The organism is Herbiconiux daphne, from assembly GCF_024979295.1.
Lineage (GTDB): Bacteria > Actinomycetota > Actinomycetes > Actinomycetales > Microbacteriaceae > Herbiconiux > Herbiconiux daphnes.
Genome location: NZ_JANLCJ010000086.1, coordinates 1 through 1,516, shown reverse-complemented (window position 1 = coordinate 1,516; position 1,516 = coordinate 1). Strand labels below are relative to the sequence as shown.

The 1,516-nt window shown below is 45.8% G+C and carries 2 protein-coding genes; both read left to right on the top strand.

Features of this window, described 5'->3' with window-relative positions:
* On the top strand, positions 1-590 hold a 590-nt coding region (locus N1032_RS23105; RefSeq protein ID WP_259542673.1), incomplete at its 5' end, for a capsid assembly protein.
* Positions 591-639: 49 nt separating this feature from the next.
* Positions 640-1,516 (top strand): major capsid protein (locus tag N1032_RS23100; RefSeq protein WP_259542672.1); only part of this gene is annotated, 877 nt, incomplete at its 3' end.

The following is a 1,516-nucleotide window of genomic DNA, read 5'->3' as shown; positions in this document are numbered from 1 at the left end:
TGGAAGAACCTGTAGAAGAACTCTCTCGTTCTGAACAAGGCTTCGAACAGATGAAAGCCGACCTTGTGAATCGTGGCTTACCAATGGATGAACTTGCCCAGATGCAAGCTAATTTTGATGCTACCGGTCAATTAACAGACCAGCAATATAATCGATTAGCTGAATATGGTCATTCAAAAGATTTCATTGATAGTTACATTCGCGGTCAACAGGCACTATCTCAGAACTACGTTAATCAATTCGTAGCTTCTGTCGGTGGTATCGACCAGTTCCAATCCGTAATCCAAACTCTCCAACAGAATAGTCCTAAGATGATTTCTACACTGGAGAATGCAATTGGCAATCGAGACCTTGAAACCGCTAAGGCAATCATCGACCTCGCAGGAAACCTCCGTAAGCAAACTTATGGACAACCTGCACAGCGAACTGTTACTCAACGAGCCGTCCCTGTTAATTCCGTCCCCCAAGTGAAACAGGAAGGTTTTCAGAGTAAACAGGAAATGGTAGAAGCTATGAACGACCGTCGATATGGTCGAGACCAAGCCTATACTATGGATGTTCAACGTAAGGTTGCTTACTCTCCGTGGTAATCATCTGCGAGAACGATAATAACTTATAATAATTTTTAGGAGGTCTTCAATGGCTCTCGCTCCAAATATGCAAAACCCAGGTTCAAACCAGGGCAAAGGTTCTACTACTACTGCTGACCGTCTTGGTCTGTTCCTGAAAGTCTTCGCTGGTGAAGTTCTGGCTGCATTCAGCCGTAGCTCTCTGGCTATTGACAAATTCATTACTCGCACCATTTCCAATGGTAAGTCTGCTCAGTTCCCTGTAATGGGTCGTGCAACTGCTAAGTATCTGGATGCTGGCGCTTCTCTGGATACCAACCGTAGTGAAATCAAACACACTGAGAAAGTGATTAACATCGACGGTCTGCTGACTGCTGACGTTCTCATCTTTGATTTGGATGATGCAATGAACCACTATGACGTGGCTTCTGAATATTCCAAACAGATTGGTGAATCTCTGGCTATCGCTGCTGACCAAGCTATTCTGGCTGAACTGGCTGTAGGTGCTAACTCTGATGAGAATATCGATGGTCTGGGTGCTGGTGTAGTTCTGGATGCAGGTATCACTACAATCGCTGACCTGTCTGATGCTTCTAAAGTTGTCAATGTTGGTCAGGCTGTTATTCAGGGTCTGGCACGTATGCGTGGCAAACTGTCTAACAACTATGTCCCTGCTTCTGAACGTTATGCGTTCGTTACTCCGGACATCTACAGTGCTATTGTTGCTGCTCTCCAGCCACAGGGTGCTAACTTCGACGCAATGACCAATCAGGAAACTGGTGTTCTGAAGAATATCTCTGGCTTCCAGGTTATCGAAGTTCCGCATCTGCTGAATGGCGGTATTGGTGGTAAACACGCCTTCCCAACTACTGCATCTACTGCTGCTGCACCGAAAGTTAACAAGACTAACTTGGTTGCTCTGGTAGCTCACCGTTCTGCTCTGGGCA